This is a genomic window from Nonomuraea sp. NPDC003214 (genome assembly GCF_053590035.1).
On sequence record NZ_JBSFSX010000003.1, the window covers coordinates 1 to 13,325 of the forward strand.

General features: G+C 71.0%; 13 protein-coding genes. 2 read left to right on the forward strand and 11 right to left on the reverse strand.

Going from position 1 to position 13,325, the window contains the following annotated elements; translation table 11 throughout:
* Positions 1-48 precede the first annotated feature (48 nt).
* The 9 genes from ACWDXC_RS09040 to ACWDXC_RS09080 form a co-directional block, all read right to left on the reverse strand.
* A complete protein-coding gene (locus ACWDXC_RS09040; protein WP_449979827.1) occupies positions 49-2,058 on the reverse strand; it encodes a hypothetical protein in 2,010 nt (669 codons plus the stop codon).
* A gap of 5 nt (positions 2,059-2,063) precedes the next feature.
* Complete coding sequence (locus ACWDXC_RS09045; RefSeq protein ID WP_219517961.1) at positions 2,064-2,312, reverse strand: hypothetical protein; 249 nt, start codon at positions 2,310-2,312, stop codon at positions 2,064-2,066.
* Positions 2,313-2,528: 216 nt separating this feature from the next.
* Entirely contained in the window at positions 2,529-2,831 is a 303-nt protein-coding gene (locus ACWDXC_RS09050) for a hypothetical protein (protein WP_449979829.1), read from the reverse strand.
* 3 nt (positions 2,832-2,834) lie between these two features.
* Complete coding sequence (locus ACWDXC_RS09055) at positions 2,835-3,422, reverse strand: hypothetical protein (RefSeq protein WP_449979832.1); 588 nt, start codon at positions 3,420-3,422, stop codon at positions 2,835-2,837.
* The gene (locus tag ACWDXC_RS09060; RefSeq protein ID WP_449979834.1) at positions 3,419-5,476 is read right to left on the reverse strand and encodes a hypothetical protein; all 2,058 of its coding nucleotides are present in this window, start codon (positions 5,474-5,476) and stop codon (positions 3,419-3,421) included. Before ACWDXC_RS09060 ends, ACWDXC_RS09055 begins: the two co-directional genes overlap by 4 nt.
* A gap of 148 nt (positions 5,477-5,624) precedes the next feature.
* Complete coding sequence (locus ACWDXC_RS09065; protein ID WP_449979837.1) at positions 5,625-7,169, reverse strand: hypothetical protein; 1,545 nt, start codon at positions 7,167-7,169, stop codon at positions 5,625-5,627.
* Between the two features lie 85 nt (positions 7,170-7,254).
* On the reverse strand, positions 7,255-8,331 hold the full coding sequence (locus tag ACWDXC_RS09070) for an ADP-ribosylglycohydrolase family protein (RefSeq protein WP_449979840.1): 1,077 nt from the start codon (positions 8,329-8,331) through the stop codon (positions 7,255-7,257).
* Positions 8,328-8,621: a hypothetical protein gene (locus tag ACWDXC_RS09075; protein WP_449979842.1), complete on the reverse strand. Its 294-nt coding sequence runs from the start codon at positions 8,619-8,621 to the stop codon at positions 8,328-8,330. The genes ACWDXC_RS09070 and ACWDXC_RS09075 overlap by 4 nt, the downstream gene beginning before the upstream one ends.
* 33 nt (positions 8,622-8,654) lie before the next feature.
* On the reverse strand, positions 8,655-9,026 hold the full coding sequence (locus tag ACWDXC_RS09080; protein WP_449979844.1) for a DUF5997 family protein: 372 nt from the start codon (positions 9,024-9,026) through the stop codon (positions 8,655-8,657).
* A 54-nt stretch (positions 9,027-9,080) separates the two neighbouring features.
* On the opposite strand from ACWDXC_RS09080, the gene ACWDXC_RS09085 reads away from it, so the two are divergent.
* Positions 9,081-9,824, forward strand: a complete 744-nt coding sequence (locus ACWDXC_RS09085; protein ID WP_449979847.1) for a LysR family substrate-binding domain-containing protein — start codon at positions 9,081-9,083, stop codon at positions 9,822-9,824.
* 20 nt (positions 9,825-9,844) lie between these two features.
* Here ACWDXC_RS09085 and ACWDXC_RS09090 read toward each other — a convergent pair whose 3' ends face one another.
* Entirely contained in the window at positions 9,845-11,533 is a 1,689-nt protein-coding gene (locus tag ACWDXC_RS09090) for an acyl-CoA dehydrogenase family protein (RefSeq protein WP_449979850.1), read from the reverse strand.
* Between the two features lie 31 nt (positions 11,534-11,564).
* Between ACWDXC_RS09090 and ACWDXC_RS09095 the strand changes: the two genes are divergently transcribed.
* On the forward strand, positions 11,565-12,281 hold the full coding sequence (locus ACWDXC_RS09095) for a PaaX family transcriptional regulator C-terminal domain-containing protein (protein WP_449979853.1): 717 nt from the start codon (positions 11,565-11,567) through the stop codon (positions 12,279-12,281).
* Here the strand turns inward: ACWDXC_RS09095 and ACWDXC_RS09100 are convergent.
* Positions 12,271-13,272 carry a hypothetical protein gene (locus tag ACWDXC_RS09100; RefSeq protein ID WP_375074819.1) on the reverse strand — a complete coding sequence of 334 codons (1,002 nt, stop codon included), beginning with the start codon at positions 13,270-13,272 and terminating at the stop codon, positions 12,271-12,273. The genes ACWDXC_RS09095 and ACWDXC_RS09100 overlap by 11 nt on opposite strands.
* Positions 13,273-13,325: the final 53 nt, after the last annotated feature.

The following is a 13,325-nucleotide window of genomic DNA, read 5'->3' on the forward strand; positions in this document are numbered from 1 at the left end:
CTGCAGCCCGTGCAAGGCCGGCCACCTGTGCAAGGCCATCTCCGTCCTTCAAAACCACCGGCTCGCGCAGGCCGCGTGAGGATGAAAAGCATTCAGTCTCAGCCATTCGTCGTAGGCGTCGCGCTGATCGGCGTTCATCTCGGCCCAGGGTTTGATTTCGCCGTCCACCATGAAGTGGCCTTTCGAACCCGGGGAGAAGTCCTCGTGACGGTAGGGATGCGTCTTGGCCGGCACGGACCCGTCTCCGAACAGGCCGTGGCGCATCATGACGGACGCCGTGAGGTCGGTGAACATGTGCTCGGCCGCTCCCATGGCGCTGTCCGCGTCCTGGCGGGCCCGGTCCTCGTTGTTGGACTTGATGTTTCCGAAAATCGCACTCTTGGCCTCGTCCACCAGAAGCCCGACGAACTTCCCTTGCGGCCCCGGAGCCAGTCCCACGACCTTCTCCGTCATTTCCTTGAAGGCCGCGACGCGGGCATCGCTCTCCTTCGCTGCGCCGATCTTGGAGATGTTGGCCGCATCGGTGATCACCCAGGTGGTCATGCTGAGCCCGCGTGCCGCTCGGGCGAACTCCTCGCCCCCGCTACGGCTCATGCGCTCTTCGAGTATGTCCTGACGTGCTGCGTCGAGTTGTTGTTGTGTGGCTTCCGGGTGCTGCTGCCGCCATTTCGTGAAGTCGGCCTCGACCTCCTTCGCGGTCTTGGCGGCCAGTTCGTCCAGCATCTTGGCGGCGTACAAGCCGTGTGCGGCGGTCACGGCCTGGAAAGCGCCCTCGTCGGCGAACGCCCACGTCATCGCCTGTTTGAGCTCCGTCGCGGTGAACTTGGCTCCGTACGGCCCGGCGCCCTGCAGGTTCTTGTCCGCATCCTGGTCCGTCACCACGCCGGGCATCTTGGTGGTGAAGGACTGTGTGTCGCGGTGCACGTCACCGATGTACTGGGCCAGGACGTTGCCGAGGTGGGTGCGGGTGTCGGGCAGGTTCGCCTGGACCTTGGGGTCCTTCCAGAAGTGGACCGCCCAGGAGGCGATGAGCGCGGACTTGTAGCCGCGCGAGCTGCCGGGAGGCAGGTCGTGATCGCGGAACTCGGTGCCGGCCGACTGGATGGCCCAGCCGAGTTCCGCGTTCGCGTCGCCGTCCCAGTGGTGTTTCCGCATCAGGTACGCCAGCGGTCTGCGCTGCGGGTCGGTGAAGAAGTCCTGGGCGACGGCGGGATGGTGTGCCAGCGCCACCAGGGCGGTGCCCATGGGGCTGAGGTCGCCGGGTGAGATGTCCTTGGGGCCAGGCATGGTCCAGACATCTCGCGGAAGGCTCGGGTCAGGCGGGTGGGCCACGTCCTTGTCGTACAGTTTCTGGACCACCGAGAGCAGGAATCCGTGGTCGAATTCGCCGTCCTGGAGCAGTCTTTTGACGGCGAACGCGTCCTGCGGGCTTTCGATGCCGTCGACCAGTTGGTCGGCGTAGTTGTCGGAGAGCTTCATCTGGCCGACGCCGCGTGAGGCCGTGCCCAGGATCTTGCTGAGCATGGTGGCGAGCCTGTCCTGGGTGGCGACGTCGCGCTGGGAGGGGCGTCCCGAGGGCGGGAGGCCTGCCCCGTACGCCCTGTTGATCAGGGCTTTGAGCTCGCGCGGTGGGATCTCCTTCGCGAAGGCCACGGCGAAGTACGGATCGTTCTTGTGCCGTTCGAGCTCCGCCACCGTCTTGGCGTCGAGGGAGTGGCTCTTGATCTGGTCGCGGAGCTTCGTGGCCAGGGTTTTGGCCGAGGCCGCGCCCTCAGCGGGCGACTTGGACAGCCAGGCTGATTCGTTGGCCCAGAGGATGCCGCCCTTGCCGGATTTCCGGTCCGGCTCGGCGAGGATCAGGTCGAGGCGGCCCTGGAGCGAGGGGATCTGGTCGCTCAGCTGACGGCCGATGGTCTGCAGGGGGCCCGGTCCCCACAAGGGGATGTCCAGGGAGGTCAGGGCGCGTTCCACCTGGCGGCCGACGTCCGGCAGGGTGTCGCCGGCCCGCTTCATGCCGTTGATGAGCTGGGTCATCAACGTGGGGTTGATGCCGACCATGGGACTCATCCGGCAGGCGCTCCCCTGGTCGGATCGGACGGCTGGACGGAGTCGAGCAACGCCAGAGCCTTGGCGAAAAGGTCCTTGAACGCCCGGTCCCAGCCGCGCAGGTCGGTGATGAGCCGGTCCCCGGCTTCGCCTTTGAGCGCGCCGCCGTCGACCAGGCGAACCAGCGCGATCAGGTCATTGGCATGCTCATCGCGTAGTCGCTCGATGTGCCGTCGAGCGGCTTCGATCTCTTCCTTCGTCGCCATTGCCGCCCGATCTCGGGAGATAACGGGGTCGAGGACATGGTAGCCGTCGGCATGGTGAGGATGAAGCGAAATGCTGTGAGCCCGACGCTATTGCTATGGCCGTCCCTATAAGGGGGGATGACATCCACGCATTTTGCGGGCGCTTCTTTGGGAAGTCATGAAATCAGGTTTATGCACTGAGCCGAAGTAGCCGGGGGGCACGTCCGGTCATCGGCGTCAGCCGAGGCGGTACTTTCGCTTGATCGAGGCGGCCTCCTCCTCGGTCACCTCGGTGGGCGTCCGGCTCAGGACCTGGCGCAGTTCGTCCATGACGGCCTGCTCTGAGCTGCGGGCCCGGGAGCTGAACTGGGCGAGCTGGGCGTCGAACTGCTTGGCGGCCGGTCCGGTCCACACCTTGCCCGTGCGGAACATCCGGGTGGGACGGTCGACGTCCGCGTCGATCTGTTCGAGCATCGGGCCGATCGTGCGGACGGCCTGCTGGAGCGCCTCGTGCAGCGGGTTGCGCACCATGGCGGCCATCGGTCAGTCCTTGGCCCGCTCGGGAGCGGGGGTCGCGTCGAGGATCAGCTTCGGGGCGATGAGTTTCATCATCGCGACCACGTCGGCGGCGTTGTCCCGACCTTTGACGCCGTGGACGAGCTCCACGATCAACTCGTCGAGGCCGTGGACCAGGACCGCGCTGGCATGAGCGTCGCCTGCCTCGCCGATCTGGTCGTAGTAGCCGACCGCGCCAGGAATGATCTCCGGCAGGCGCGCGATTCCCTGACTGATGGTCAGCTCGACCTCCTTTTCCGACCCGGCCGGATACAACGAGATCTGCAGCACCTTCTTCCCGGTCGGCCCGTAGACGCGGCACGAGCCCGTGCCGTATTTCTGCCCGTCCGACTCTTCGCCCGCGGCCATGTTGAAGTCGCCCTCGACGACAGGATCGGGCAGGCCGGTCATCAAACGTACCGCGTCAAGCGGCACATGTTCGCAGACATAGGGTGCGGCCGCGACTGCCGGAAGTGGTGTCCGGTCCACCGGGAGATTCGCCCCCTGCTGGCACCCGGCCAGCAGGGCTAATGCGACCAGTCCGGCAGCCGATGAAGTCATTCGCATGGTTTTCATGCCGGCTTGTTCTCCGAGAAGGCGTCGTTGAAACCGCTCTTCAATTCATCGGCGACGTCTTCCCACGGCTTTCCGGCGAGTCTGCCGGTAAGCCATCTCTCGTAGGCATTGAGCCGCGTATGAATGTCATCGTCACCAGAAGCCATCTCGTTGAAGGGCATCAGCGACTTCCCATCGTCCTTGAGGAAATTGTTGGGCGAGGTGCGGGGGTCGGCCCCCTTGGCCAGCCCGTCGAGCGTGCCCCACGGATGGGTGGTCGCCGGTGGGTCGCCCGAACCGAACAGCCCGTGCCGGAGCATCGCGTCGGCGGCGAGCCCATCGAGCAGGAATTTCGCCTGTTCCTTCGCCATGTTCGCATCGAACACGGCCCGGTCCCGGTTCTCGTCCGACTTGGCGGCATTCTCGATCATGCTTGACCATGAGCCGACAACACCAGCGGTGATCGCCGCCACAGGAAGTTGCGGAATGGAGAGCCCAGTGCCCACCGCCGCCATGATGATTCTCGCCTTCTGCTCCTCCGCCTCGTCCAGGTCCTTGCCTTTCGCAATGGTGGCCAGGCCACTGGCATCAGTGATCAGCCCGATACCGGCTCCCGCCTCTGCCGCGTTCGCCTTGAGCGCGGCGTTCCCCTTGCCCTCGGCGACCTGGGCGGCGCCGTGGTCCAACAGTTCTTTCGACCAGGCAATCTGGGCTGCCGTTACCTGTGCCAGCGCCTTCGGGTCCCGCTCGAACGTCTCTTTCATGACGATGCGCAGGTGTTCTCTCATGAACCTGGCGCCCCAGACCTGGTCTTCTTCCGGAATATGAGGCCGGTCCGGCCCGAAAACCTTTCCCTGGAGATCAGTCCTGGTCGCCTTCGCGGCGTAGCTGACATCGTTGATATAGGCCGACAGAATCCGTGCAACGGTGCCGGTGGTAGCGAAGGACGGCCCGTCCGTGCCGTTCCGGATGCGCTTGGCCTCCCAGCTGATGAAGTCTGAGGCGATGTTGGCTGATGTGTAGCCAGAAGACGGTTCCTGCGGCGTGCCCGCGCCGTCTCGGTAGGTCATGGTGGCCGCTTCCAGGGCCTGCCCGAATGCCTTTCCGTCGTCGTACATCGGCCGTTCGGTGACGTAGCGCTTCATCACCTCCGGATCGCCCACGAAGAAGTCCTGAGCCGCCTTGGGGTGGTTGGCGAGCGCCTTCATGACGCCGATCATCGGATCGTGCGGACTGCCGCTCGCCACGGGGTCGTTCCAGGTTTTCCGGTCGAGTCCCTCCAGCGTTCTGGCCACGGCCACCAGGAAGTCGCGGTCGAATGTGCCGTGCGGAAGCAGTTCGGCGAGTGCGTGCTGATCCACCGGGACGCGCAGGCCGCCGAGCATTTCCTTGCGCCAGGATTCGCTCATTCTCGGACTGGCCGTGCCGAGTGCCTTGCCCAGGGCGGACTGGAGGCGCTGCTTGCGCTCGTCCTGGTGATAGACCAGCGCCGCCATGAGGTGACGGAACTTCTCCGTGCCGAGCGCGTACAGCAGTGACGTGGCGAATCCGGCGTCGCCCGCGCGTTTCTCCAGGCCGGCGACGGTCTTCTCATCGAGTTCGTCGTTACGGCCGAGCTTGCCGACTTCGAGCGCGGTCGCGTACACGTCGGCCTTTCCGGAGGCGGCGGTGTACAGGCTCTCGTCGAACGGTGTCATCCCGCCACCGGCTGCCGGGCCCCAGTCGGCTCTCACCGCCTGGATGGCCTCGTTGCGCTGGCGTAGTTTCGGGCGTTTGGCGGCGATCCAGTGGCCGAGTTCGCGTAGCGCGGTCAGGCGGGAGGTGTCCAGGCCGAGGTCTTCGAGGGTGCGGCGGATGCGGGGTTCGTGGCGGGTGAGGGTGGTTTCGGCTTGGCCGAGGTCGCGTTCGAAGTCGTGCATCAGCGCCGGGTCGATCCCGGAGTAGCCCCAGTCGGGGGGCTGGGTGACGGCCGGTGGGGTGCGGGAGGGCTGTGCCGGGGCCGTGTCGGCGCGGGCCGGGGGACGGTCCGGCGGGCGCTCGGGTGACGGCTGGGGATTCGGCGACGGGGTCGTCATCTCGGGTCTCCGGCACGGTCGAGAACAGCCGGATTATCCCCTGGCGCGGGGCTCCTCACGGGGCACGCATAACGTAACAGCATGGACTTTCCCGGCTTCGCGACGCGCGGACGCCAGGTTGTACGCATCGGGCTGCCCCCGGGTTCAGTCAGTCGGGCGGTGCTGCCGCTATCAGGCAGCGTTCGACCGTGTGGGCGAGTGCGCAGAGTCTGGGGTTGTCGCGGGCGCTGCGCTGGATCCAGCGCAGCACGGCCAGGTCGTCGCCGGTCATCTCGGCGAGCGGGAGGCGCAGGATCGGCTTGATCCGGGGCGAACGGGTCACCCGGGCGTAGCGCGCCAACGCGCGGTCGAGGGTCAGGACGGGGGCGAGCGCGCCCATCTCAGGGACGGAGTGGGTGGCCAGGTGGGGAGCCAGGGTCAGCACGTCGAGGAGGGGCAGGGCGAGCAGGTAGTCGCGCAGCCGGGGCCAGTCGCGCCACGCGGCCAGGGTCTGGGCGACGAAGAGCCGGTCCTCCTCGCGCTCGTGGCCGATGATCGCCGGCAGGTCGAGGCCGCGCAGCGGGCGTAATGCCCGGCGCAGGGGTTCGCGCAGGGGTTCGTGCCGGTAGCAGGCGGCCAGCTTCTCGACGTCCAGGCGGTTGAGCCGGCCGGACAGCAGGTTGAGGAAGGCGTGGCCGCGCAGGGCGGGCATGCGCTCGATCCGGGTGCGCAGCGGCCTCGGCAGCCGGGGTGAGAGCAGGGCGAACGCCAGCAGTTCGTGCGCGGTGGGCTCGACGATCGCGTCCAGCGTGTGCTCGGTGAGCGGGGCGCCTCGTGCCCGGAGGTGGTCGAGCAGGGCGTCGCCGGGGTCGGTCAGCCACAGCCGCCAGCCGTAGGCGCTCGCCTCGGGATCGAGGTCTTGGGGGTTGCCGAGGAGTTCGGGCCAGGTCCGGCCACTGGACAGCGCCTGGGCCCACAGTGCCGTGAGCTCCTCCCCGCACGCGTTGCGGCAGCGCCGCTCGGCCAGGACCACGGTGCCGGAGACCCGGCTGCGCAGGGCCGCCTGGACGACATCGGGCGGCACCGCGGGGAGAACCTCGTGCGGCGTGGTCCAGGAGAGGAAGCTGCACAGGTACGCGTCGTCGCGCTCGGCCAGACGGCGCAGGAACCACTCGTCCAGCTCCAGCGCCTTCAGGTGGCGGGCGACCCGGAGCACCTTTCCGTCGGTGCCGGGGTCCTGGGTGAGGTGGGCGCCGTCGGGGTCGAGGTCCAGGTAGGCGTCGCGGTCCCCCACGGCCAGCAGGACGCGGGCGCGCAGCGCGGGGTCGGCGGGGAGCAGGCCGTGACCGGTCAGCTCGCGCAGCCACGCGGCGGCCTCGTCGTCCGGGCGGCCCCAGCTCTCCCGGTACACCCTGTCGATCTCCGCCGGGCGCCCCCGCGCGACGACGGTCCGCAACGCGACGGCGCGCACCCCGTCGAGGCGGGCGAACACCGCCCGGACCAGCTCGTCCCCGGTGAGGGCGTCGGTGGCGCCCAGCCGGCCGGTGCGTTCCAGCAGCCCCCACAGGACCGGGTCACCGCGCCGGCGCCAGCCCCGCCACAGCGCCCGGATCGCGGTCCGGTTGCCGCGCCGGACCTGCCAGGAGATCCACCGGCGGGCCGCCCGGGCCCGGAGGCCGCTGCCGCAGGCCCGCGTGACGATGTCGTCGATCATTCAGCGGGGCGCCCCCTCGCTCGGCCGGTCGATCCCGCCTCGATGATGATCCGAAATGCCGGGCCGGGCAACGGGCGGGCGCGCGTCACCAGCCGGGGTAGCGGGTCAGCCAGGTGGGATCCTTCGGCCGCCCGTACGCGCCTCCGGACGGGCTCTCGGTCAGCTGGGCCACCAGGTCCCGGGCGAGCGTGTCCATGATCCGCCCCAGCTCCAGCCTGCCGAGCAGCCCGTCCGGCCACACGCCGGCGCCGTGCAGCGCCCCGAGCAGCGCGCCGGTGACGGCGGCGACGGACTGCCCGTCGGGCGCCGTGGCCGCGAACGCCAGCGCGTCCACCGCGTCCACCGGGTCCACCGCCTCGTCCGGACCGGGCCATGACGCCGCGACGTACAGGCCGCCGGACAGCGCCGACCGCGCGGTGGCGTCGGGCGCGATCGCCGCCAGCCGCGCCCGGTCCCGGGGCGCCTGCCGGGCCGCCGCGCACACCGTACGGGCCTCGTCCAGGATCTCCGACACCTCCGGCAGCCGGGGCAGCCCGGGCCCGGATGCCACCGCGTCCGCGAGGGAGCCCGCGGTCAGGCAGCGGCCCGCCAGGATCGCCGCCGCCGCCGTGGTCCGGTACGCCCCCGGGTCGCCGTGGGTCAGCGCGGCCACGTCCTGGGCGAGCTCGGCCAGCGCGTCGGGGGCGACATTTCCGGACAGTACGGCCAGCGGGAGGGAACGAGTGAGGGCGTGACAGCCCCGGCTGTGAGTGGATGGCCGCTCGATGCCGCCCTGCTCGGGCCGGTTCAGCGCCCGTACGGTTGCGGGCGCCGAACCGCGCCGCTCCCGCAGCTCCGGCACGTCGGCGAGCCGGCCGTCCGGCCAGCGCGCCGTGCCCGCCGCCCAGCGACGGTGCCGCTCGTGCGTCTCGATTCCCTGCAGGGCGGCCCATCGGCAGTACGCGTGCCAGATCACCGACGGCGGATGGCAGATGCCCCTGTGCTCGCCCCGGACCCAGGCGCGGATGACGCCCTCGATCGTGAAGGCCGCGAGCTGCGTGCTGACCCCGGCCAGGAGCGGCCCGGCAGGGGGAACGGCCCCGCGGCCGACGCTGTCACCCAGTGCCAGCCCCAGCACCAGCCCGCGCACCCGCCCCACCCAGGCGTCATCGCCCCCGCTCATGCCGACCGGTGCACCCACGAGCCGAAGAGCGACAGAACCAGACCGGGCGCTTCCACGTCGTCACGGCGCACGTCCCGCTGCCCCGGCCAGGTCCGCGCCTCGTCGATCAGCGCGGCCCACTCGCTCCTGCCGAAGGCCCCGGGCACGCCGCACGCGCCGTAGCGGTCGCCGAGCGTCCGGCGGACGGCGGCGAAGTCGTCGTCGCGCTCATCGAGGAAGCAGAGGTTCTCCAGGAACATCCTGGGGACGGTCTCCAGCCAGCGTTGCCGCAGCTCGGTTGCCGGACGCATCCCGTCAACCTACCGCGCCGGGCGGCGGGCGGGTCAGGCCTGCTTGAGGCGCTGGGCTTCCTTGCGGACCTCGGCCTGGACGGAGCGCTCGTGCTCCAGCCACGCCGGGTTCTCCTCCTTCAGGGCGTCGATCTCGGCCGTGGTGAGCGGGTCGGTGATGCCGCCCCTGATCAGGCCGGAGACGGACACGCCGAGCTTGGCGGCGACGACCTGCTTGGGGTGGGGGCCGTTGCGGCGCAGGTCGGCGAGCCACGCGGGCGGGGAGGACTGCATCGCGTTGAGCTCGCTCCGGGAGACGACGCCCTCCTGGAACTCGGCGGGGGTGGCCGAGAGGAGGATGCCCAGCTTCTTGGCCGCGGTCGCGGGCTTCATCGTCTGGGGCGTCTTGGGCTTGGGCGAGGTCATGGGTCAAGGGTAGTCAGTACGGGGCGGTTCCTTTGACATCGGTACCCTGTGGGGGTGACTCATGAGGAGACGTTCCGGCTGGCGTACTCGCCCGGGGTGACGCCCGCGAAATGGGCCGGCGTCTGGGCCGAGAGGGTGCCCGGCGTGCCGCTCACGCTGGTCGCGACGCCCGCGGCCGAGGTGGTGCCGCTGCTGCGTGACGGCGGCGCCGACGCGGGGTTCGTGCGGCTGCCGGTCGAGCGTGACGGGCTCAGCGTGATTCCGCTGTACGTGGAGACCACGGTGGTCGTGGTGCCGAAGGACCACGCGGTGACGGCGGCCGACGAGGTGACCGTCGCCGATCTGGCCGACGAGGACGTGTTCCATCCGCTGGACGACGCGCTGGAGTGGGCGGTGCGGCCGGGGGTGCCCGCGTTCGAGCGTCCGGCCACGACGGCGGACGCGGTCCAGCTCGTGGCGTCGGGGGCGGGGCTGCTGCTGGTGCCGCAGTCGCTGGCGCGGCTGCACCATCGGCGTGACCTCACCTACCGGCCCGTGACCGACGCGCCGCAGTCGCAGGTGGGGCTGGCCTGGCTCACGGAGGCGACGACGGACCTGGTGGAGGACTTCATCGGGATCGTCCGGGGGCGGACGGCCAACAGTTCGCGGGGCCGCGCCCCGGCCGAGCCGGCGCGCAAGCCGAAGAAGCCGGAAGCCCGGCAGCCGGCCCGGGGCAAGGCCGCCCACAAGAAGACGACGCAGCAGAAGACCACACAGCAGAAGTCCGGGCAGCAGAAGAAGGGCCGCCGCCCCCGGTGATCCCAGGCTCGGGCGCGGGGTCAGGCGGTGAACGTCCCGGCGACCAGGTCGTCGAAGTGCTCCAGGTCGTCCGCCGCCGCCCGGTCGAGCCCCCGCAGCGGCCCGTGGTCGGCCAGGTGGGCGTCGGCGTAGAGCCGGGCCACCAGCGCCTTGCGCGTCCCGTGCCCCGCGCGTTCCTCCCATCCCGCCTGCTCGACCAGCAGCGCGGCGGCGTACACGTCGGCCATGAACTGGGCCAGCGGATACAGCCGGGCCTCCGCCACCGCGGGGTCGAGCGCGGACCAGGCGATGATCGCCTTGCGCAGGTCCTCGACGCGCCCCCGTACGAGCGACCAGTCGCCTGAGGGCGGCGACTGGAGGGCGGCCTCGAGGCGGTCGAGGAACGGCTCGTGGGCGTTCTCGCGCAGCATCGCGCGGCGCACGTCGAGGCAGAGGATGTTGTCGCCGCCCTCCCAGATGGGGTTGACCTGGGCGTCGCGCAGCAGCCTGGCGACGGGCCACTGCTCGATGTAGCCGTTGCCGCCGTGCGCCTCGACGGCGTCGCTGGCGGCGGTGAGGCCGAGGCGGGCGGCGCGCAGCTTGATGAGCGCGGGGGCCAGGCGCAGGCGGGGGCCGACGTGGCCGTCGAAGACGAGCGCCTGGGCGGCCTCGGTCTCGACGATGAGCTCGGCGAGCTTGCGGCGCATGAGCGGCTGGTCGATGAGCGGGCGGCCGAAGGCCTCGCGGGCGCTGGTGTAGCAGAGCGCCTCGACGAGGGCGCGCCTGGCGAGTCCGGCGCCCATCATGGCGACGCCGAGCCGGGAGGCGTTGGTGAGCTTCATCATGGTGCCGAGCCCGGAGCCGGAGCCGGGCCCGGCCAGCAGGAACGCCTCCGCGCCGGTGAACTCGACCTCGGCCGAGGCGACGGAGCGGGTGCCGAGCTTGTCCTTGAGGCGGCGGATGCGCACGCCGTTGCGGCTGCCGTCGCGGCGCTCCCACAGGACGAGGAAGGGCGAGACGGTGTCCTCGTGGCGGGCCAGCACGACGAACGCCGAGCCGTTGGCGTTGGAGGCGAACCATTTGAGGCCGGTGAGCACCCAGGCGTCGCCGTCGGGGACGGCGGTGGCCTCCAGGGCGGCCAGGTCGGAGCCGCCGGTCCGCTCGGTGAACATCTGGGCGGCCTCGCCCGAGTAGTGGCCGTCGGCGAAGATCCGCCGGACGCGTTCCTTGACGTCGTCGGGGGCGTGGCGTTCGGCGAGGGAGACGACCATGTCGCCACCGGTGCCGAGCGCGCAGCCCATGCCGATGTCGGCCTGGTCGAGCAGGTAGGTCCAGGCGGCGGCGAGCGCGGCGGGGTCGGCGCCGTGGGCGCGGGCCTGCTCGGCGAAGGCCGGGGAGGTGAAGTTGTCGGCCAGGAGGGCGCGCCGGGCCGTGTGGAACGAGGGCGGCATGACGACCTCGCTGATGTCGCGCCCCCAGGCGTCGTACTTCTCCAGGCGCGGCGGGTTGCGGTCGGTCTCCTCGGCGCACTCGGCGATCAGCCCGCCCATGAGCGCGCCGAGCCGGTCGAGGTGCGGCTCGGCCCAGGCGTAGCCGTCGCCCAGGTGGCGCCGCACGAGCAGGCGCAGTGCCGGGTCGCAGCGCCACCAGTTGCGCCCGGCCGCGCCCTGGTAGCGCTCGGTGGCGTAACGGTCGCTGCCGTCGAACGGTTCGGTGAGATAGCGGCGCATACTCCGGAGTGTTACATATACTCGACACGCGATGGAAGAGCGTAATGGACTGAGTGCCCGGTCGGCGGTGCTGAGCGCGTTGCTGGGCAGCCATCCGCCGAGCCTGCCCGCGCGCCGGCTGGTGCGCATCGGCGCGCTGTTCGGCATCGCCGAGGGCACGGTGCGGGTGGCGCTGTCACGCATGGTCGGCGCGGGCGACCTGACGCAGGAGGGCGGCCTCTACACGCTGTCGGAGCGGCTGGTGGAGCGCCAGGCCAGGCAAGACGAGAGCCGCGCCCCGCACACCCGGCCGTGGGACGGCACGTGGGAGATCGCCGTGGTGACCGCCGAGCGGCGGGCGCCGGCCGACCGGGCGGCCTTCCGCCACACGATGACCGCGCTGCGCCTGGCCGAGCTGCGCGAGGGCACCTGGATGCGGCCCGCCAACCTGCTGCGCGACTGGCCCGGCAGCGTGACCGCGCAGTGCACGCTGATCGACGGCCGCCCGCACGGCGACCCGACCCCGCTGCTGTGGGACCTGGAGGGGTGGGCGGCCGAGGCCCGCAGGCTGGAGGGGGCGCTCGGCCGAGCCGAGGGGCTGGCCGAGGGGTTCCTGGTGTCGGCCGCAGTGCTGCGCCACCTGCTCGCCGACCCGCTGCTGCCGCCGGAGCTGCTGCCGCCCGGGTGGCCGGGCGACGAGCTGCGCGAGCGTTACGACGCCTTCGACCGCCGCTACCGGCGGCTGCTCGAACGGCACCTCACAGACTGACCCCGAAGATCACCCGCTTGCCGCGGAACTCGGTGAGGCTCCACAGCTTGCCGTCGTGGACGGTCAGGTCCTCCGGGCCGACCGGGTACGGCCTGGCGGTCACCTCGCCGCCGCGGTCCACGAGCAGCCTGCCGTTGCCGGAGCTGCCGCGCGACTGGCTGAGATACCAGGTGTCGCCCTGCGAGAGCGCGCCCTGGATCTTCTCGTGCCCCAGCAGGTGGGCGTCCTTGGGCGTGCCGTCCAGCGGCAGGTCCCAGCGGGCGACCCGGCCGCCCGGGCCGTTGTCGTACTCGCCGGAGATGAGCGTGCCCGAGGTCCGGTCGACGGCGGCGAAGGAGAAGACCGCGCCCTTGTCCGCCACCCGCCAGAAGTCGCTCTGCGGGATCACGTAGCGGTAGCCGAAGGCGTGCAGCCGGCCGCCGTGGCGGCCCACCCGGTTGCCGTCGCCCAGGTCGTCCTGGACGGTGCGCAGGTCGAGCACGTGGTTGAGGTCGAAGACGCGCAGCCCTCTGGTGGTGTCGGCCACGTACAGCAGGTCGCCGTGGCAGGCGACGCCGCCCGCGTGGATGTCGATCGGCGCGTAGGCGCCGTCGGGCTTGGCCTCCACGAGCAGCGCGTGCCGGTACTTCAGCGTGCGCGGGCTGAAGAACGTGGCCCTGATGCCCCGCTCCCCCCGCTCCGGCTTGTAGTACCAGGTCGCCACGAACACCGGCACGCCGATCGAGCCCGAGTCGTCGCCGCTGGTCAGGCCCTGCGGGTACCAGTCGAGGGTGTCCTGGTCGCCGGCGTCGAAGGCGTACCACTCGGCGGGGCGCGGGCTCATCGCGCCGAGCGCCGCGCGGGCGCCCCGGCGGACCGCGTCGCGGTTGGCGGCCTCGAGCACCGCCTCCACCGAGGCGGCGCCGATCTCGCCGGCCAGCCTGGCCGCCCCCTCGGCCAGCGAGCCGGTCGCCCGGCGCAACGTGAAGGGCGTCTCGTCCGTGGGAAGCATGTTCCCAGTCTGGCTGATGTGGCGGGGCTTTCAGGGGGGTATCGGCGATCCGG